Annotated in this window: 17 protein-coding genes; 12 read left to right on the plus strand and 5 right to left on the minus strand. The window is 41.0% G+C overall.

Going from position 1 to position 18541, the window contains the following annotated elements; translation table 11 throughout:
* Positions 1-87 precede the first annotated feature (87 nt).
* Both LUCIF_RS23900 and LUCIF_RS23905 read left to right on the plus strand, forming a co-directional pair.
* The gene (locus LUCIF_RS23900; RefSeq protein ID WP_122630318.1) at positions 88-672 is read left to right on the plus strand and encodes a TetR/AcrR family transcriptional regulator; all 585 of its coding nucleotides are present in this window, start codon (positions 88-90) and stop codon (positions 670-672) included.
* A gap of 60 nt (positions 673-732) precedes the next feature.
* The gene (locus LUCIF_RS23905; protein WP_122630319.1) at positions 733-2112 is read left to right on the plus strand and encodes an MDR family MFS transporter; all 1380 of its coding nucleotides are present in this window, start codon (positions 733-735) and stop codon (positions 2110-2112) included.
* 109 nt (positions 2113-2221) lie between these two features.
* On the opposite strand, the gene LUCIF_RS23910 is transcribed toward LUCIF_RS23905, so the two are convergent.
* Positions 2222-3784, minus strand: a complete 1563-nt coding sequence (locus LUCIF_RS23910; protein ID WP_122630320.1) for a subtype B tannase — start codon at positions 3782-3784, stop codon at positions 2222-2224.
* 282 nt (positions 3785-4066) lie between these two features.
* Positions 4067-4942, minus strand: a complete 876-nt coding sequence (locus tag LUCIF_RS23915; protein ID WP_207858390.1) for a LysR family transcriptional regulator — start codon at positions 4940-4942, stop codon at positions 4067-4069.
* Between the two features lie 132 nt (positions 4943-5074).
* Between LUCIF_RS23915 and LUCIF_RS23920 the strand changes: the two genes are divergently transcribed.
* The 5 genes from LUCIF_RS23920 to LUCIF_RS23940 all read left to right on the plus strand — a co-directional run bounded on the left by LUCIF_RS23920 (position 5075) and on the right by LUCIF_RS23940 (position 12148).
* The gene (locus LUCIF_RS23920; RefSeq protein WP_122630322.1) at positions 5075-6115 is read left to right on the plus strand and encodes an amidohydrolase family protein; all 1041 of its coding nucleotides are present in this window, start codon (positions 5075-5077) and stop codon (positions 6113-6115) included.
* A 23-nt stretch (positions 6116-6138) separates the two neighbouring features.
* On the plus strand, positions 6139-7401 hold the full coding sequence (locus LUCIF_RS23925) for a hypothetical protein (RefSeq protein ID WP_122630323.1): 1263 nt from the start codon (positions 6139-6141) through the stop codon (positions 7399-7401).
* A 368-nt stretch (positions 7402-7769) separates the two neighbouring features.
* A complete protein-coding gene (locus LUCIF_RS23930; RefSeq protein ID WP_165866147.1) occupies positions 7770-9263 on the plus strand; it encodes an S-layer homology domain-containing protein in 1494 nt (497 codons plus the stop codon).
* Positions 9264-9415: 152 nt separating this feature from the next.
* The gene (locus LUCIF_RS23935) at positions 9416-10657 is read left to right on the plus strand and encodes a neutral/alkaline non-lysosomal ceramidase N-terminal domain-containing protein (RefSeq protein ID WP_165866148.1); all 1242 of its coding nucleotides are present in this window, start codon (positions 9416-9418) and stop codon (positions 10655-10657) included.
* Between the two features lie 60 nt (positions 10658-10717).
* Complete coding sequence (locus tag LUCIF_RS23940; protein ID WP_122630326.1) at positions 10718-12148, plus strand: PTS transporter subunit EIIC; 1431 nt, start codon at positions 10718-10720, stop codon at positions 12146-12148.
* Between the two features lie 175 nt (positions 12149-12323).
* Here LUCIF_RS23940 and LUCIF_RS23945 read toward each other — a convergent pair whose 3' ends face one another.
* From LUCIF_RS23945 to LUCIF_RS23955, 3 genes are all read right to left on the minus strand, one after another.
* The gene (locus LUCIF_RS23945; protein ID WP_122630327.1) at positions 12324-12977 is read right to left on the minus strand and encodes a ZIP family metal transporter; all 654 of its coding nucleotides are present in this window, start codon (positions 12975-12977) and stop codon (positions 12324-12326) included.
* Between the two features lie 324 nt (positions 12978-13301).
* Complete coding sequence (locus LUCIF_RS23950) at positions 13302-13547, minus strand: hypothetical protein (protein WP_122630328.1); 246 nt, start codon at positions 13545-13547, stop codon at positions 13302-13304.
* Between the two features lie 91 nt (positions 13548-13638).
* Entirely contained in the window at positions 13639-14286 is a 648-nt protein-coding gene (locus LUCIF_RS23955; RefSeq protein WP_122630329.1) for a hypothetical protein, read from the minus strand.
* 868 nt (positions 14287-15154) lie between these two features.
* Here LUCIF_RS23955 and nifH point away from each other — a divergent pair.
* The 5 genes from nifH to vnfG all read left to right on the plus strand — a co-directional run bounded on the left by nifH (position 15155) and on the right by vnfG (position 18509).
* Positions 15155-15982 carry a nitrogenase iron protein gene (gene nifH, locus LUCIF_RS23965; protein ID WP_122630331.1) on the plus strand — a complete coding sequence of 276 codons (828 nt, stop codon included), beginning with the start codon at positions 15155-15157 and terminating at the stop codon, positions 15980-15982.
* Between the two features lie 18 nt (positions 15983-16000).
* A complete protein-coding gene (locus LUCIF_RS23970) occupies positions 16001-16318 on the plus strand; it encodes a P-II family nitrogen regulator (protein WP_122630332.1) in 318 nt (105 codons plus the stop codon).
* 65 nt (positions 16319-16383) lie between these two features.
* Positions 16384-16755, plus strand: coding sequence for a P-II family nitrogen regulator (locus LUCIF_RS23975; protein ID WP_122630333.1), 372 nt, complete (start codon positions 16384-16386; stop codon positions 16753-16755).
* A 21-nt stretch (positions 16756-16776) separates the two neighbouring features.
* Positions 16777-18165, plus strand: coding sequence for a nitrogenase vanadium-iron protein, alpha chain (gene vnfD / locus LUCIF_RS23980; RefSeq protein ID WP_122630334.1), 1389 nt, complete (start codon positions 16777-16779; stop codon positions 18163-18165).
* A gap of 5 nt (positions 18166-18170) precedes the next feature.
* Positions 18171-18509: a V-containing nitrogenase subunit delta gene (vnfG, locus tag LUCIF_RS23985; RefSeq protein WP_122630335.1), complete on the plus strand. Its 339-nt coding sequence runs from the start codon at positions 18171-18173 to the stop codon at positions 18507-18509.
* The last annotated feature ends 32 nt before the right edge of the window (positions 18510-18541 follow it).

The raw sequence follows: 18541 nt of genomic DNA on the forward strand, positions 1-18541 counted from the left end.
ACTCCTGCTATCAAATATTCATTTCTTGACTAGTAGATTGGCAGATGCTACACTGTTAGTTATAATAACTAACAAAAGGGGGATACCATGACGGATGACGCATTGGTTACTGCCGACAGAATTATATTAGCAGCCAGTGAATTATTTCAGGAAAAAGGGTTTCATCCGGTGACCATGAAGAATATCGCCTGTCGGGCTAATGTCAGTGAAATGACAGTATTTCGCCACTTTTCTTCCAAAAAGCAAGTTTTAGAAGCGGTTATAAAAAAAATATCCTACATACCTCCTTTAAAAGAAGTATTTGAAGATAAAATTTGCTGGGATTTAGAAACGGACTTGTTATTAATTAGCGAAACTTACCAAAAAATTATGGCCGACAATCAGTTAGCTTTCTTAATTACTTTACGGGAAGAAAAAACGATTCCGGAAGTTAGTCAATTTATCCGTCAAGGACCGCCACAATTTAAGTCTTTTTTGAAAACTTATTTTGGTGCGATGCAGGATAAAAAGCAAATCGGGGAAGGTGATACGGAGTCGTTAGCTTTGGCGTTTATGGCGATTAATTTTGGCTATTTCTTTTTTAAAATATGTGGACACGAAATGGTTGGTATTTCCGATGAGCAATATCTCAAAACAGCAATTGAATTATTTGCCAAGGGGATAAAAACTTAAAATTTTTTCAGCATTATGTTAGTTATAATAACTAACATAAAATAAGGAGGAATAGTTTTTATGGAAAATACAAATGTTTCTATGATAATGACCACGTTAAAAATAGGCACATTTCTTGGCTTGCTCAACGAGACCATAATCAATGTAGCCCTATCCGATTTGATGACTGTTTTTTCTGTCTCAGCCAACACAATTCAATGGCTTACAGCCGGCTTTATGCTTATCATGGGGACCTTTGTTCCCGTTACAGCATTTTTGATTCAGCGAATTACTACCCGGCAACTCTTTCTCTCTGCTATGACCGTGTTTCTAATTGGCACTATTTTTGCTGCTTCAGCCTCCAACTTTTGGCTATTGCTTACCGGCAGGCTGATTCAAGCGGTAGGTACCGGTGTCTTGCTTCCTCTTATGATGAATACTATTATGGTGCTGAATCCTCCGGAAAAACGCGGGTCCGCCATGGGAGCAGCATTATTAATCGTTTTATTTGCCCCTGCTATTGGACCAACTTACGGGGGATTGGTAATTCAAGCACTTAACTGGCGATGGATATTTATTCTGTTAATTCCCCTAACGATTATTTCAATAATGATTGGCTGGTTTTATTTAAAGAATATAACGGAAACGGTTAAAATCAAATTGGATATAACATCGCTTATTTTGTCTACAATCGGGTTTGGCGGTGCTATCTATGGATTAAATAATGTGTTTTCTACCGATACAGCCGGGGGAGTTGTTTTTTTACTGATTGGAATTGCTTCCATTATTGCATTTACGCTGCGCCAATTAAAAATATCAAATCCGTTGCTAAATGTACGTGCGTTTTCTTACCCTATGTTTTCGTTAGGAATTGCTCTAATTACCATAACTTACATGGTTCTGTTTGCTAATTTTGTTTTAATGCCTATGTTTACCGAAAATATTTTAGGGCTTACCACCTTTGAAGCAGGGCTGGCGGTACTGCCGGGAGGAATTATTGGCGCGTTATTGCCACCGGTATTTGGCAAATTATATGACCGCTTTGGACCAAGAGTAATTGTTCCGGCAGGCTTTGGCATTATGGCGGTTGCCAATTTCTCCATTTCCTGCATGACAACTTCAACAAATATTATTTTACCGATTGTTTTTTATTGCTGTGTAATTATTGGGTTAGCGTCTTTACTCACTCCCAGCCAAACGAACACTTTAAATCAACTGCCGCAAGAATATTATTCACATGGTACGGCAATTATGAACACGATGATGTTGATTGGTTCGGCGATGGGTTCATCAATATTTGTGGGTATTATGGAATACAAGCAGAAACTATGTCTGGTAAACAATGCCACGGCAATGGAATCACTAAACAGCGGAATAAATTTTTCATATACATTGGTTGCTGTTTTAGCACTGATTGGTCTCGCTTTGTCCCTGTTTTTCCGTAGAAAAGCAGAGAGTTGATTTAAGTCGTTTTGTACCCTCCTAAAAAAGGCCGCAAGAGTCAAATTTGACCCCTGCGGTCTTTTATCCATTCCATTCCGTTTCGTGAGGACTGACTTTGGCGGCTAGTTCACTGAACGGGTTTGGTCTCTTGGTGAGGAGCGCAGACCTTGTCAATCCAGACAAAAAGTTCATTCAGGTCATAATCTCCACCGTGTCCTTGTCCCCAGGGCACCGCAAAGTCAACATCGAAGCCCTTGTTTTCCAGCTTAGTAGCCAGGATGACGGGAATGGCGAGAGCGGTGTCTTTGTCAACAGCGCCGTGGCGGATTCGCCAGTGCTGAGCGGTGGTGGTTCCTTTTGTGCCGATGTAATTCATAGGATTCAGTAGCTTCACGATGGATGCGGCGGCAAGGGAGCCGCCCACCGTGCTATGGTCCTTGCTAAATTGGGTAAAATGCTGGGCGTTGACGGTCGCAGTACCGAACAGACTGTTCTCGGGGTTGCTTAAGTCTAAAGCATCAAAGGCGGGAGCGGATTTCATTCTGGTGGCGTAGTTGAGGTATTTGTCGAAGTCAATGTCGGTTACGATTCTGTCTTTTATCGTAATCCAAGTCAGTCCCGACAGATCCGTACCGTGATCCAGAGCTTTTTGCGCGGATGCGACCACGAAGGATTTGACGTAGTCTTTAAAGGGGCCGTCGCCGTTTGCGTCTAATGTTAACGCCGTTCCGTCGCTCTTCTTAAGCCCCAGATCATTCAGGTAGGCGGGGAACAAGGCTTTTAATTCGTCAGAGACCTTAATCTGGTCCGCTGTCATTGTACCTTTGACTTCCGGCAATTTAGGCGGAGCCGCCGGCATGCCTTGGTTCACAGGAGGACTAAGCCGGTCCGGCGGCAGTGGGCCCGGAGCCATCATTCTACTGTAACCATTTATACCGTTGAACAGCCACTCATAGGCCATGTCCGCATTATCCAGATTAGTGATGGGGCAGTAGCTGGAGACGGCAAAGATGTCGTCACGCGCATCGGCCGCGCCGATTGCTTTTAGATAAGGCTCATAATCCTTATTGTTGCCGCTGGCGCCGAGCAGCGCGGAAAGCGCGCCGCCGGCGCTGGTGCCGTTGGAGATGATTTTTTCGGTGTCGCCGGGTATGCGTTTTTGGTTATAGCGCAGGTAGCGGACGGCGGCCTTCAGGTCCACGATGCAGGCAGGCGCCTTGCCGGTGTACAGGCTATTTTTATCCTGGGTAGTACGGCCGCGCGCGCCGGGTTCTGCCACTACATAACCTTTTGACAAGGCAACCAACGCGGCATTTGGACTGCCATTCTGGTCTTGTCCAGGGCTCCCGGGGGCTCCGGGCATATAACCACCGACTGTGTTCGGCAAAAAGATGGGAGCCGTTTTCGCGTTGTAATTGCCGATGGACTTGTCTTCATAATATTCCTCAGGGACATAGATGTTCATGATCTCATAATTGGTGTCTACAGGATACTTCACATAGACGATATTTTCATAGGCACGGTAGGTAATGCTTTTGCCGTTTAATGTTAAAGTTTTCATAGTGTATTTAGCGGTATCGAACACCAGGCTGTATTCATCGGTTGTACCGGAGCTTGCGGATACGCTAGCCAACGGCATGGTGAGGAAAGTTAATACCAGAATAGAGGTAAACCATTTTTGAATTTTCATTTTTTAGCCTCCCTATAATAAGTTTTTAGGCAAGAATCCATACTTGATTTTACCCTTATTTTTCCAATTACTAATTATAAAATAATGATGTTACAATTTTGTTACAAAATTTCCAATAACAGTTTGATGTGGCAATTATTATTTAAGGCTGGGCAATTCAGGAATGGCGATGCGGAAGGCAAACTTTTTGATTAGCAAATAGAAAAAGGGTTGTCTCAAACAGGTTGAAAAACCTATTTTGAGGCAACCCCTTTTGTTACCGGAAGAAAAATAGATAAATGGTTATACTGGTCTGACACAAGTTAAAAAATGCTTTGCCGCATCCGACAATTCTGCATTTTTCTTGTAGCAAAGACTTATTTGCGTAGAAATATTTGGCGCGATGTCTACAATTGCAATATTAGGATTGGAGAAATAAATGGCCAGCTTTTTCATAAGTAAAGCCACTCCCATTTCTCTGACAACCAGATCAATTAGATTTCCTAAATTGTGATCAGTGAAAGCTACCCTGGGTTGGAAGCCATGCTGTTCGCAGGCATTATGGCAAAGATTATACGGCCTTGTCCGTTCGGGCAATAGCAGAAAATCTTCCTCTTTTAATTGCTCCAGTGATACTGTTTTACATTTTGCCAAAGGATGCTTGGCAGGAAAAATTGCGGCGAGTATATCAACCGTATAAGGAATTTTAACAAATTCATCAGCAATATCGTTCACTTGGCGAACAAATGCAAGTTCATATTTACTTTGGCGAAGCATATTTTCTAATTTAGTTGATCCGCTTTGAATTACATTTAGCGTGCAGGTGGGATAGCTTTTCTTAAATCTTGCCAGCACATCGGTGATATTATATTGTGCCATGGAGGGTATGGATCCTATGGTAAGCGTTTTCCTGGTATTTTCAAGTTTGTTGAAAAAAGCGGCTGCATATTCGTTTTGAATAGAAACAATTTGTTTAGCGTAGGGTAGAAACAGTTGTCCGAATTCACTAAGGGCTACCTTTCTTGTGGTACGGTTAAATAAAGGAGCGGCAAGTTCTTTTTCAATAGCCTTAATATGTTTGGAAAGTGAGGATTGAGATATAAAAAGACAGTCGGCAGCTTCCAAAAAATTACCTTTTTCTGCAAGGACAACAAATTCTTTAATATAGTCAATCTCCATAAAAGCCTCCATTCAATATAATTTATTCCGATACGGAATAAATTATATTGGAATTGGAATTGATTGTCAATCATTAATAAAATACAATTTGTATTAAAAGAAATGTTAAGAATTTACTTTTGGAGGATTGAAATGATTATTGATGCAAATATGTATTGGATGCCTAAGAATTTGTTTACTGACCGTTCTTTGCTAGAAAAATTCATTCGTACTTCTTGTGAGTATGGAGTTTATGCATACGAACAGAACATATCGGAAACAGGCAAGAGACAAATTGTTATTGAAAAACCAAAAGGCTATCAGAATCTGAATTATGTTGAAAATCAGTATGAAATGGAAACACAACTGCAGGATATGGATGAAGCTGGGATAGATAAGGCTGTTTTAAAAATCCCTGGCTGTCAGGAATGGATGAGTTTGGAACTGTGTAAGAAATTTAATGACGGCATGGCTGAGCACGTGAGGCTGGGCAAGGGTAGATTTAACGCTCTTGCGGTTGTGCCTCCATGGGGCACGCAAGAATGCATTTACGAACTGGAAAGATGCGTATATGAACTTGGAATGACTGGGGTGCAGCTTTCTGCTCATTACGGTGACCAATATCTTGACAATGAGGCATTTAAACCTTTTTTTAAGAAATTGAACGAATTAGAATTACCAGCTTATATACATCATACACCTGTACCCGTGCAGCATAATTTTGTATATGATTACAACAATTTACGCCGGTCCTATGGTCGGTGTGCAGACCAGGCTATTGCTGTGGGGCGCGAAATTTTCAGCGGGATGTTTGAGGAATTTCCCCATATTAAATTTATACATTCTATGCTTGGGGGAGCCTTTTTTTCATTTATGAATCTTATGTTTCCCCAAAAGGCAAAGAAAAACGAAGAAGTTGACAGATTTAAGGTTGATACAGAAAAGATGAGGGGATATTTAAAGAACAATATTTTTTTTGAAATGTCTCATGCAGAACCATGGGGTGATTTGCAACTGGAATGCGCGATAAAAATACTGGGGGCAGATCATGTTATATTTGGTACATCCTACCCTGTAAGACGGCAATGGATGTTAACCGGCCCGGATTTTATAAAAAATTTAGCTATTAGTGAGAAGGAAAAGGATCTCATACTTGGTGAAAATGCCAAGGATATTTATAAATTAGACAAGTAACACCGGGAAGGAGAACACTTAATATGGGAATGCATACCTTTCGTGCCGGCGCAGGACGGGCCGTTATCAGGCTGCCCGCGGAGCTTTTTCCCGTAGAGGGATTCAATGGTATACACGACGAGCTTTGTACCCGGGTATTGCTGCTGCATAAGGAAGCTAAAGCAGCCATTGTGTCGCTGGAACTGACCTCGTTGCCGACAGAAGAAATCGGTTTTCTGCAAAAACTGGTAGGTGTTGAGGCGGGCTTACCGCCGGAAAATGTTTGGATTTGTGCTACCCATACTTTTTCAGCGCCTCATATTCGTCATGAGCATTCGCTTAAGACGGAAACCGACCGCCGTAAGAATGTTCTGCTGCGGCAGGCAATCAGGGAAGCGTTGCGTGAAGCGGCCTTTCAGGCGGCTTCTGGCTTAACCGACGCTCGCTTTGGTATTGGCACCGGCCATTGCTCGGTCAATGTTAACCGGGATATTCCCACTGCTCAAGGCTGGTGGTTGGGGAACAATGAGAGCGGTCTTTCGGATAAATCCGTAACTGTTCTTCGTTTCGAAAAAGCGGATGGCAGGCCGATTGCTTTTCTTTTCAGTTATGGCGTACAGTCTTCGGTTATGGATGGGTCAATCATGGCCGATGGAGGCCGCTTGGTTTCCGCGGATCTGGCAGGTGTAGCCTGCCGCTATGTAGAGCAGGAATATGACAGCAGTGTTACAGCGCTTTTTTGTGTGGGTGCCGCTGGAGATCAGGCTCCCGCTTATAAGGCGAGATATATGGAACCCGATAAAACGGGCTGTCTTCGTGAGCAGGATATTCATGAGCAGGGATTTTTACTCGCAGTTTTACAAGGGAAGCGCCTTGGCGCTGCGGTTGTGCTAACCGCTCAAAAAATAGAGTGTTCAATTCCTGAGGATGTATTGCGCTTGCAAAAGTGGGTGTTTAAATGCCCGGGACAGAAAATGCCGCAAAGTATCCGTGATATCCGCCCGGCAACGCAGTATGAATACATTCCGGCCGGTGAATGCGAGATTTTCCTGGAGGTAATGAAGCTTGGAAATGTCGTATTGCTGGGAGTGCAGCCTGAGCTTTGCTGCCGTACTTTCCTAGAGATCAAAGAACGCTCGTTGTTTCCTTACACAATTGTTTTCACATTAGTTAACGGTTCGGTAAAATATATGGCCGATGAAGCTGCTTATCGCCGCGTCACCTATGAGGCCATGAATTCTCCGTTTGCCGCCGGCGCTGCGGAATTATTACGTGATAAGGCGCTGGAGCTTTTTCAGAAATTGTAGTATTTTTATACATTTTACTCCGGAATGGTTATGTTTGAAGTTTATCTACCCTATTTCTATCAACACGAATTGCCGAAATTTAAAGTTAAACCCTTTTTCGTATTGCATTGGCCAACGCTGTAACAATATGCTGAAAAGGCTTGATTACGTAACTGGCCTTTTTAATATATATTTTTTAAAAATAAATGACTGAATATTACTATTATTAATAAATGGATTCTCCCTTTATTTATGTCTTATTGTTGATAGCTACTGGTACCAGTTACTTTGTGCAATATAAGCCTGCGCAAGTAATAGTAGCTCATAATAGCCTCTGCAGAGCACACCTGGGTTTAATACAAATTGCGGTAAGGAGAGATGTTTGCTATATGAGACGGATAAACAAAAAGGTTGTTAGCCACATGTCCGCGGTAATACTATCAACAATAACCATCTACAGTGTTTCTGTATGGAGTTCACCTGTGTTTGCCGCCAGCCAGCAGCCGGTTCAGCAGGAAATTGAGAAAAAGATAACTTTTAACGATGTGCCAATATCTCACTGGGCTTATTCTGCGTTAAAAAAACTTGCCGATGCAGGATTAATTGAAGGGTATAATTCACAATTTATTGGTGATAAGCCAATGACCCGGTATGAGATGGCAGTATTGGTGTCAAGGGCCATTGACAAACTGGATAAGGCGGATGCGGTTAACCAGCAGCTTATTTTAAAATTATCGCAAGAATTTAGTACCGAAATTGATAATTTAAAAATTCATATGGACAAGCGTATGGATAAAATTGAGGATAAGCTGAAAACCCATGTGGAAGGACAGATTATCGAGAGTGCGATTTCTAATACAAATTCGGAGTATAAATTGGGGGGAAGTGAAAAATACGGCCAAGTATTTCGTGTTCGCTTTATCGGTGGAACCCCTGATGATAAACTTTTTATGTACTCAGAAGTAGAATCATTTATTACAGCAGGAGAAACGAATTATAGCCTAGGTTTTCCGCAGGGGACTAATTTTACCCTTAGTCAGGGATGGTTTAGCGCTAAAGATCTTTGGGGCATGGACAGCGTCCGCTTCGGACGCATGAGCGGACAAGTGATTGGGATAGGCGGCCCCATGTATTCAGATGGCAGTTGTGACGGGATTGAGTTTAATAAAAAAATAGGGCAAACAGGCTGGAAGTTATGGACGGGAGTGGTTGCTCCTGCTAATGATGAAAACCATCCCAATCAAATGACAACACTGGAAGCCGCCTACGCTTTATCTTCAAATCTGAATACGAAATTGGGGGCGTGGTGGAATAGCGCGTCGCAATATAATTCTTCGGACGGGAGCATGTTTAATGCCTTAGCCGGCGCCGGATTTGAAAGGCAAAGAGGGATTGATTCCTCCTGGGACTGGAACCTGGGAGACGGTGTGCATCTGTTGGCGGAAGGCACCTATGACACGCTTACCAATCCAACTGGTGGCTTAAAGACGCATCCTGTCGGTTATGCAATAGGGCTTATACATTGGAACGATTCTCATCGTCCGGCGGTATTTCCTAAAGTTATGGGCTTGTGTGATTTCCATAAAGCAGGAGCGTCAGGCTGGAGCATAGTATACGGTTCAAATGATGCAGGATGTGCACCCTACGGATTGGAAAATCCCGTGGGGTATTTGGGAGGAACAATGCCGAATCCATACAGAGTGGGGGATAATGTGAATGTATTAAGCGCGCGTTATGAATATGTAATTCGTGAGGGCCTTTCAACGGATGTGACTTTGGCCAGAGCGTGGGTTAAGGATAAAAGTTTGCGCTCTGATTTATCCTCATCGCAATTAAACGGGGATACCTCTGTGGTATTAGAGCTAACTGCATTTTTTTCCTAATGCAATAGGTGGAATTGGTGCCATAGAACGGAATTGGAATACAAAAGGACAAGCTTCCGGTCCGCCGAAAGAAGCGGATGCCTTCCTTCTTCGGCGGGCCGGGAGATATGAGTGAGGATGCTTTAACCTGTAAATTCAGAGGAGGTATTTATATGAAAGTAGGAAAGGCGAGATTTTGTCTCTCACCTAAAAAAGAATTCTATCTGATTGGATATCGTAGCAAAAATCGTGAATATCCAGCCAAAGGAATTCATGATGATATTTATTGCAATTCATTGTTATTTGAATGGAATGGAAAAAATGTCTTTTTATTTTCAGCTGATTTTATAGAATTTGAAGCAGAAATGGCTGAAGATGTAAAAACATTATTACAAAATAAGTATGGAATTGAAAGAGATCTTGTTTTACTTAGTGCAACACATAATCATTCGTCGGTTGTGTCGTATCACCGTAGTTGGTATACTGGGAAATTTGACCAAGAATACTATGATTTTTTGATTAAAACAATTATAGATAGTTATAAAGTTTGTCAAGAAAACATGGTGGAAGCAACCGTTAAATATGGTAAAGAAACTATCTTGGGATATTATGGAAATCGAAATCATCCAGGACAACCCGCCGATAATGAAGTCATTGTAGTTAAATTTTATGATGAGAATAACAAATCTTTCGCTGGTATTGTAAATTGGGCGGTTCATTCAACCGTAATCAGTCCGGACAACGATTTATTGACAAGTGAACTCGCGGGGGAAGTTAGCAAAAAGTTATTTACTGAGTTTGGATTTTATCCAGCAATGATTGTCGGAGCAGCCGGTGACTGTAGCAACCGTAATGAACGGCAAGGAAACGATTTTAAAGAGTTAGAACGGGTATCAACAGCTTTGGCGGAAAGAATTGGCAATATTGAAACTAATTTCAATATTGAGTTAGGAAATATTAAATATCAATCTATCTATCATACGATACACCACAATATGGAAAAGGTTCATGAAGCGGCAAAAGTCTCTTTGCAAGAGGCAAAAGTTAAATATGAAATTGAGACAAATTGTGAAAAGAAAAGAATGTTAGGTTTGGTAATTGATGATTGCTTAAAGAATTTAAATAGTAACAGGTTTCATCTGGATGTAAAATTTCAAGTAATTAATATCGGTAAACTGCAGTTATTTGTATTTCCCGGAGAACTTGGCTCAAAATTTGGAATGGAACTAAAGAAGGCATGTTCAACTCTCGGATTAGTTCTTGGGTATACAAATGGATATTATCAGTATTTTATGCCGGAAGAGGAGTATGGACTATCATTTGAGACGATTAACAGCCGAATCCCAAAAGGAGAACCGGAAAAAATAATTAGTAAATTGATTCAAGCGTCTTATTATCTAAATACTTATGAATGAATATGAACGCAAAAATATTTTTAAAATTTATTTTTATCTGAGTTTAGGGGAGGAATATCTATGAAGTATGAAAAATTGGCAGATGACATTTTGAAAAATGTTGGCGGCAAAGAAAATGTTATTAGTTTGATTCATTGTATTACCCGCTTGCGTTTTAAGTTGAAGAATGAAAGTAAGGCAAACAAAGAAGCCTTAAATAAGCTGGATGGAGTTGTGGAAGTTATTCAAAGCGGCGGGCAATATCAGGTTGTGATCGGCACTCATGTTGAAGCGGTTTATAAGGATGTTGTAGCGGTGGGGGGATTTGCCAAGGAAGTTCCTGTACAGGTTAATGAAGAAAAAAGGGGATTATTTGCAGCATTTTTGGATGTTATTATGGGTGTAATGTCTCCTATCTTAGGACTTTTAGCCGCCAGCGGTATTATAAAAGGTCTTAATACAATTCTTTTATTGACAAAAGTTCTTACAGATAAGGATGGGACATATGTAATTTTAAACGCAATTGGTGATAGTTTATTCTATTTTTTGCCTATAATTTTAGGATACACGGCTGCCAAAAAGTTTAAGTTAAAAGAAGTAATGGGTATGACATTGGGCGGAATATTAGTTTATCCGTCCTTGACGGCTTTGTCATCCGGAAAACCATTATTTACCGTCTTTAATGGAACCTTTTTTCAATCATCGGTTAATACAACTTTTCTAAAAATACCCGTTATGATGATGAATTACGCATCAACCCTTATTCCTATTATTTTAACAGTTTATGTAGCCTCAAAAATAGAAAAGGTTCTGACTAAAATACTACCTGATGTCGTTAAAACATTTGCAGTTCCGTTTTTAACTCTTATTATTTCCGCTCCTTTAGCATTACTTATTATTGCTCCGGTATCTTATTTTATAGGGGATATTCTTGGCGTGATTGCCAATGGCTTGATATCATTAAATCCCGGTATAGCAGGTCTTTTCATCGGCACGTTTTGGAGTCTCATTGTTATGTGCGGTTTACATTGGGGCATTATTCCTTTGATTATTAACAACTTATCAACACTTCATTATGATGTGATTAACCCTCTAATATATTCAGGCGGGTTTGCAACCTGTGCTACAGTTTTGGCGGTTATAATAAAGACAAATAACGTCCAATTGAGAAATATAGCTATACCTGCACTGTTATCCAGTTTTCTCGGAATAAACGAACCGTCTCTGTACGGTGTCCTAATACCTAGAAAGAAACTATTTATATCAACTATGGTAGCATCGGGAATAGGCGCTGCAGTTGCCGGATTTTCAGGATCCAAACTATATAATTTTGCTGGTTCAGGTATTCAGGGAACACCCGGTTTCATTAGTCCAAACGGAATAGATTCCGGATTTATTGGACTCATGATTGGAACTGCTATAAGCATGGTGATTGCCTTTGTTGCAGTATTTGTTATAGGACTTGACGCAAAAGAAACCGATGAGACGGGTAAAAGAAATTATAGTGTGTAATCTTCGGTTAGACGGTATCGTTTTTTATCCAATCATTAAGACTCCTGCAAATTGGCAGGAGTCTTCAATTTGTGATTTGGTATGATTTATCACATTATGAAATAAAAAAGCGAGATGGCCCTATAAAGGCTATCTCGCGACAGAGAACTGCCAAAAGTGAGATTGATAATAAAAACTAAACAATTAGACAAGATGCTCCGCCGATAATTGCCCCAATAACCATTGCCGTACTAATCTTAATCCTGGAGAATTCAACACTTTCTGAAATGATTATTTTCATTGAAATAGACACAATAGAAAGGATTACTCCTGCGGCAAAAGCTGTAATAGGCTGGGCAACGTTCTCCGGTATAGGAAGAAGTGCGCCAATTGGTATTAATAAGGCGCTAAGAAATACTGCCAAAACTTTCGTTTTATCTTTCATCCCTTCCAGGAAAGAAACTGAAACCATACCTTCAGGTAATTTATGTAGAATCAATCCTAACATTAAAATAGGTGAAAGCAAGGTTGCCGTTGTTAAAACTACACCTTCACAAAAATTATGAAAGCTAAAGCCTAAAAATGCCGTATACTTACCTGCATATTTTCCATACTTTTCTATTCCGTATGCACAGAACATACCACTTAATATGCAAACCCAAAATACAGGCGAAATTTCTGAGTAATGTTCTGTTGCATCAGGAATAATATCTGAAAATACAATTGCATAGGCGAAACCAAGTCCTAAACATGATAAAAATATTCTTCTGAAAGTATCCTTTGTTTTGAGAAAAATTAATGCACCTCCCAGTTCTGCAAGCACCATTATTGTTGCCATTACTGCGCTCATAGTCTTTTAACCTCCCATTTTTTATTATTTAGAATCAATAAGGCAAAGGTGTCTATAAATAAGCACCTTTGCCTTATTGATATAATAATAGCACAACCCTTAAACTGAATCAACTAAAACTAATTATAAATATAAAAATTGTTAATTTTAGTTGAGTAAATTAGTTATTGTTGATCGTTGCGTTTGAGAATTGCACACTTTCCCATTTTTATATTAAATAAGCTGAATTTATTTGCGCAGAAATAATTCAAAAAATAAAACGCTCATTGCATAGCTGCATTGAGCGGAGAGAAGTTTTTTGAGATATAAATTGACTGGAGAGTACTATTTTCTTAAGTACTTTTTTACTTCTGATGCGTAAATGGTATTTATTTTGGTTAATACTTCAGGCCGGTTGATCATTTTGTGTTCGTGGCGCATAGTGGCCATCTCGCTTTTAAGTAAAGTAACTTTTCCAGGATCGGTGCGGTTGTTGCGAAGTTGGTCGAGCTTGATTTTATATAGCTCTGTCAAGATTCGAGCAGCGGTTTCTACCTCGTCGAATTCATTGAATTCATTAAAAGATTCCATTTTATCGTCCCCCGTTTTAAATTTGGATTTATGCAAAACCGAAAAGAAAAATACTTTCCTTCCACGTTAAAGACCCTTTGGGTCTTGCCAATTAATAAATAATCCGTCTGGCAAACCAGCGGTTAGAAGCGTTGTATTTTGCAATCCGCCGTTCAAGGCGGGACTGTAAATTTTTAAAAAGCGCCGGCGGGTTTTCGAAGAAGCTGTTTTGTACCAGATAGCGTTCGAGTTTCTCCAAAACGCCGAAATTCCGGCGGGTTGAGAGCCATTGGAGACTTTGAGCGGAAAAGGCGAAAGAGCTTTTTAGACTGTTGATTTCATCGATATCATTGTCATTCTGAGTTGAATGTAAAATTGTATCTATTGCGTAATTTCGTGATTGATAGCTGGGAATCACAGTTGAAGTCAAGAGGGACAAACCGGCAGAAACCCGTTTGTCTTGACTCAATCTACCAAATATATGGCCGGTGTACATGTCGGCAAATACATGGAGATATACCCGCCCGAAGACACCAAGACCGCGCCCGAATAATCTGCCGTATACTAACAATTCCCCCAGTCGGGCAGGGGCTAAATCCTGGTCGCGAAATTCCGGATTGACTCGTTCTATATAGCTGACTTGGCGTGAGTTTAACTTCAAACCGCCATGGGTAGACAAACGTACAAGAGTGTTGCAGATCGTGTCCGGATTATCCAGATTGCATTCTTTTTTTAATTGTTCCAAATCGTTCAAAGTCATTTTTATACCGCGTTTTTGGAAATGGTTTACGATGCGAAAATCATTCCAATACGGATTGTGAAGACAAAGGGCGGTTAGTTGCCGGTGAATTGATGATACCCTTGCTGGCGGGAAAGGGGATGTTTCAGGTGAGGTTTTGTAATTATTTTGAAGCATTGAAGGCGCATCTTTCAGCAGGAGAAAACGTAACCCGCTGCAGGGATGCAATGGATTTTCGGATGGAAAAGTATTTAGAGTTACCACGGAATCGCCTCCTGAAAAAAAGAGCCGGTCGGAATATTCCGCCGGCACTTCATTGTGTAATCCGCTTAGATTGTTTTTATTATATATCCTATTTTGATTTGAGACAAGGTATTTTCAAACTTAAACTGATTAAAACAAACAAATCTATCTTATCTTTTTGAGATCTATAGTATTATATTTGTGCGTTTTAATAATGAGTTATGCGAAGATAAGAATTTTAATAGGTAAACAATGGACGGTTAGATTTGCATACAGATGAAAAACTTTTTGAAAAGAATTTAAAAGTATAGTAATTATAAGGGTTAAAGGGAAATAATTTTAATTTTGTGATTATTTTTCGGGCTATTGCGTGGTCTTTTGTGTCATGATATAATCAATCCAACTAAAACAACTAGAACAACTAAAACTAATTAATTTGTTGATTTTAATTTGATTTAAAATGAAATACACTGACGGAGAGTTTTAGTTTGATGTTGTTGCATGAAAAGGCTGTTGAAAATGAATACATGGCAAAGACGCCTGTCCCTGGGGGATGGCGTCTTATTTTTTTTAGGGGGTGATTCTTCCCAGGTTTATGAAGTGTTTGATAGATAATGCTTACTAAATTATGAAAGGGGTTTTACAGATGACAAGAAAAATTGCGTTTTATGGAAAAGGCGGTATCGGAAAATCGACTACCCAGCAGAACACAGCGTCGGCAATGGCTCATTTTTATGATAAGAAAGTTTTTATTCATGGGTGTGACCCAAAAGCGGACTCGACTCGCTTGGTTTTAGGCGGCAAGCCGCAAGAAACATTGATGGATACGCTGCGGGAAGAGGGCGAGGAAGCAATTTCTATTGATAAGGTGGTAAAAACCGGTTTCGGAGGAATTCGCTGCGTTGAATCCGGTGGTCCTGAGCCGGGTGTCGGCTGTGCCGGCCGGGGAGTAATTACTGCCATTAATTTGATGGAAGAAATGGGTGCGTATACAGACGATCTTGATTTCGTTTATTACGATGTTTTAGGTGATGTGGTTTGTGGCGGTTTTGCGATGCCAATCCGGGAAGGAAAAGCACAGGAGGTATATATTGTGGCATCGGGGGAAATGATGGCTATCTATGCAGCCAATAATATTTCACGCGGCATGCTCAAATATGCCGACCAGAGTGGAGTCAGGCTGGGCGGGATTATTTGCAACAGCCGCAAGGTAGATAATGAAATGGAACTTATGGAAGAATTTTGCACCGCATTAGGAACACAAATGATTCACTTTGTACCAAGGGACAACATTGTTCAAAAAGCGGAGTTTAATAAAAAATCAGTCATTGAATATGATTCTGAGTGTAATCAAGCCAAAGAGTATTCAGAATTAGCCCGGAAGATTATTGAAAATGATATGTTTGTCATTCCTAAACCGATGAGTATGGATGAGTTAGAAACAATGGTCGTTAAGTATGGCCTTATGGACTAACATAAAGGGGGAGAAGTTATGAAAATGATTCGTGCTATGGTCAGGCCGGAAAAGGCGGAAGATGTCGCAGATGGATTGGAAGTTGCCGGTTATTATGCTTTGACCAAGATGAATGTTGTTGGGCGGGGCAAGCAAAAAGGCATTATCGTAGGCAACCTTCATTATGATGAAATTCCTAAGGTCATGTTTATGATGGTTGTCGAAGATGAAACTGTGGATGAGGTCATAAAAATTGTAAATGAAAAGGCATTTACCGGCAACTTCGGCGATGGCAAGATATTTATCAGCCCGGTGGAAAAAGCTGTGACAATCAGAACGAATCAGGTGGGCTTATGATTTAAAATACTTGCTGGTGAATAGAATCTATGAGTTTATTGTGGTTATAGGCGGGAGGTAACAAAGTGAAAGAAGTAGTTGCGATTATTAGGCCTAATAAGATAAATGCGACAAAGGTTGCGCTGGAGCGTATCGGTTATCCGGGGATGACGGCGGCTGCCGTACTGGGACGGGGGAAACAGCGGGGAATTGCGGGAGAATGCGGATTTTGCGTTGCTCCAGAGTTGATTGCTCAGGGAAAGACCAGCGGAATGAAATATATTCCGAAGCGTTTAATTATAGTAGTGGTACAAAGCAAGGATGTGGATGCAGTCGTAAAAACCCTTGTAGGAGTGAACCGGACAAACCAAATCGGGGATGGCAGAATCTTCATATGCCCTGTTGAAAATGCTGTGCGGGTTCGAACTGGGGAAGAAGGAGAACAAGCTATATTGTGAAGGAGATAGGAGGTTATAAATATGCCATTAAAGTTGTTCGAATGCGATAAGACGATTCCGGAACGGGAAAAACACTGTTACATAAAAGCCCCGGGTGAAGATACAACGCAGTATCTGCCCAGTTCTAATGTGCCGACAATACCGGGGTCGTTGTCGGAAAGAGGTTGTAGTTATTGCGGCGCCAAATTGGTGATCGGCGGTGTGATCAAAGACTGTATTCAAATGATTCATGGCCCGGTAGGATGCGCGTATGACACCTGGCATACCAAAAGATATCCCAGTGATAACGACAATTTCCAGCTAAAATATGTGTGGTCAACCAATTTAAAAGAAAAGCACATTGTTTTTGGCGGCGAAAAACAGTTAAAGAAGAGTATCAAAGAAGCGTTTGCCGAAATGCCGCATATCAAGAGAATGTTTATCTATACTACTTGCGCTACGGCTCTGATTGGGGACGATCCGAAGGCGGTGGCCAAAGAGGTTGAAAAGGAACTGGGGGATGTTGACATTTTTGTGGTAGAATGTCCCGGTTTTGCCGGAGTCAGCCAATCGAAGGGGCATCATGTGTTAAACATTGGCTGGGTCAATGAGAAGGTGGGAACGTTTGAGCCTGAGATCAACAACCCCTATACCATAAACTTCATTGGCGATTATAACATCCAGGGTGATACCTACGTTCTGGAAAAATATCTGCATAAAATGGGTATTCAGATTATCGCCCACTTTACCGGAAACGCAACGTATGACGAACTGAGGGGTATGCATAGAGCGCAGCTGAATGTTGTAAATTGCGCCAGATCGGCTGGGTATATCGCTAATGAGTTGAAGAAAAGATATGGTATTCCCCGGCTGGATATTGACTCCTGGGGTTTTGATTATATGGCTGAGGGCCTTCGGAAGATTGGGGCATTCTTCGGGCTGGAGGATAAGGCGGAAGCAATTATTGCCGAAGAAACCAGCCGCTGGAAGCCAAAATTAGATTGGTACAAGGAACGTCTCCAGGGCAAGAAAATGTGTATTTGGACCGGTGGACCGCGTTTGTGGCACTGGACAAAGGCGGTAGAAGACGACTTAGGCGTACAGGTGGTAGCCATGTCGTCCAAATTTGGCCATCAGGAAGACTTTGAGAAAGTAATTGCCAGAGGGCAAGTCGGTACGGTTTATATTGATGACGGCAATGAACTGGAGTTTTTCGAAGTAATTGAGATGATGCAGCCGGATATCATTTTTACGGGGCCGCGGGTTGGTGATTTAGTGAAAAAATTGCACATTCCTTATATTAACGGGCATGCGTATCATAATGGTCCCTATATGGGTTTTGAGGGTTTTGTGAATATGGCAAGGGATATGTATAACGCCATTTATTCGCCTCTGATGCAGTTGGCGAAGGAAGATATAAGGGAGGCTTGAGGAAAGTGAAAGAAAAGGTGGAGGCGCTGGTTACATTTATTCAGGAACGGTGTTTATGGCAATTTTTTTCCCGGACCTGGGACAGGATGGAAAATATTAATGGCGTCTTTGGCAAGGTCGAGGCATTGCTAAATGAAGAAAAGCCAGTGATGGAGAGTGCGCAGGAAAAATGTTTTTATGCCGATGCCAGGATTCTTGTGGCTGAAATTAAAGATAAATTCCCCTGGCTGCAAGAACTGAACAAAACACAAGTAAATGAGCTGATCGAAGGGGTTAAAGCGAGAATTACTGAAATTGCGGTAACTAAGTCGATGAATGCGGAATTAAATGTATCTAATTATTGAATCCTTACCGCTTTAAACCGGTGAAAAAATAT

It is taken from the genome of Allolucifera butyrica (assembly GCF_900476375.1).
GTDB lineage: Bacteria > Bacillota > Negativicutes > Sporomusales > UPPP01 > Lucifera > Lucifera butyrica.

Coding starts and splice junctions, on each gene's coding strand:
- LUCIF_RS23900 (WP_122630318.1), top strand. CDS start 88: ATGACGGATGACGCATTGGTTACTGCCGACAGAATTATATTAGCAGCC.
- LUCIF_RS23905 (WP_122630319.1), top strand. CDS start 733: ATGGAAAATACAAATGTTTCTATGATAATGACCACGTTAAAAATAGGC.
- LUCIF_RS23910 (WP_122630320.1), bottom strand. CDS start 3,784: ATGAAAATTCAAAAATGGTTTACCTCTATTCTGGTATTAACTTTCCTC.
- LUCIF_RS23915 (WP_207858390.1), bottom strand. CDS start 4,942: ATGGAGATTGACTATATTAAAGAATTTGTTGTCCTTGCAGAAAAAGGT.
- LUCIF_RS23920 (WP_122630322.1), top strand. CDS start 5,075: ATGATTATTGATGCAAATATGTATTGGATGCCTAAGAATTTGTTTACT.
- LUCIF_RS23925 (WP_122630323.1), top strand. CDS start 6,139: ATGGGAATGCATACCTTTCGTGCCGGCGCAGGACGGGCCGTTATCAGG.
- LUCIF_RS23930 (WP_165866147.1), top strand. CDS start 7,770: ATGAGACGGATAAACAAAAAGGTTGTTAGCCACATGTCCGCGGTAATA.
- LUCIF_RS23935 (WP_165866148.1), top strand. CDS start 9,416: ATGAAAGTAGGAAAGGCGAGATTTTGTCTCTCACCTAAAAAAGAATTC.
- LUCIF_RS23940 (WP_122630326.1), top strand. CDS start 10,718: ATGAAGTATGAAAAATTGGCAGATGACATTTTGAAAAATGTTGGCGGC.
- LUCIF_RS23945 (WP_122630327.1), bottom strand. CDS start 12,977: ATGAGCGCAGTAATGGCAACAATAATGGTGCTTGCAGAACTGGGAGGT.
- LUCIF_RS23950 (WP_122630328.1), bottom strand. CDS start 13,547: ATGGAATCTTTTAATGAATTCAATGAATTCGACGAGGTAGAAACCGCT.
- LUCIF_RS23955 (WP_122630329.1), bottom strand. CDS start 14,286: ATGACTTTGAACGATTTGGAACAATTAAAAAAAGAATGCAATCTGGAT.
- nifH (WP_122630331.1), top strand. CDS start 15,155: ATGACAAGAAAAATTGCGTTTTATGGAAAAGGCGGTATCGGAAAATCG.
- LUCIF_RS23970 (WP_122630332.1), top strand. CDS start 16,001: ATGAAAATGATTCGTGCTATGGTCAGGCCGGAAAAGGCGGAAGATGTC.
- vnfD (WP_122630334.1), top strand. CDS start 16,777: ATGCCATTAAAGTTGTTCGAATGCGATAAGACGATTCCGGAACGGGAA.